Source organism: Mesorhizobium sp. M2C.T.Ca.TU.002.02.1.1 (assembly GCF_003997225.1).
Window position 1 is genome coordinate 1 of the sequence record NZ_RZTO01001406.1, and the last position, 733, is coordinate 733.

General features: G+C 67.7%; 1 protein-coding gene. It reads right to left on the minus strand.

Annotated elements, in window-relative coordinates:
- The coding region (locus tag EOD07_RS36405) for a glycosyltransferase (RefSeq protein WP_206519674.1) at positions 1-435 on the minus strand (435 nt) is incomplete at its 3' end.
- Between the last annotated feature and the right edge of the window lie 298 nt (positions 436-733).

Consider the following 733-nt stretch of genomic DNA (forward strand, 5'->3'; position numbering starts at 1 on the left):
ATTGTGCGGGGAGGGCAGCCAGATGGGGCAGAACGTGCCGAGCATGTAACGCATGCCGCGTTGTTCCGCGACCAGCCGCGCGGCGGCGCAGGACGGGAAGAGGCCGAACGCCACCACGGCGTCGCAGTCTTCGGCAGCCGCGCTCAGCGCCTCATATTGCCTGGCGACGATCTCGGCTGCCTGGCCGGAAATGAGTCTGGCCCGGTCCTCGGGCGAGGCCGATCGCGACCGGTTGATCATTTCCTTCGCCCATTCGCGCACCGGCGCGAAGGCCGGCGCCAGCGGCACGCCGGCGCGAGCCAGGAGAGCGGTGAATTCCGCGTCGGCTGGCGCGCTCACCTTGGCCTCGACGCCGTGCGCCTGCAAGGCCGCGCCCAGCGCCGCCAATGGCTCGACATCGCCGCGTGAGCCGTAAGTCGATAACAAGATCCGCATTCCATGCTCCGTCGGGGTTTTTCGGAGCAGCGTTGATACGCCATGGCCAGGGGCTTGCCGCAAGCCCGGGCTGCGCCATATCTACATTCTGGGAAGGGTCGCTATCGCTTCCTCGGGTGAGGTTGCGACCATCGCTGTGCTCGAAACGGCGACGGCAAGTGCTCCGGCGCGTCTTGGCGCCAAGCCCTTCCGATCAGCAAGTGGGGATCGATCAAGCCGGCGACCAGCGCGCCGGCTCAGGTGGGATTTAACCCTGGCGGCCTTCCTGGGCGACCTGGGTGGGGGACCTTGTGAGCCG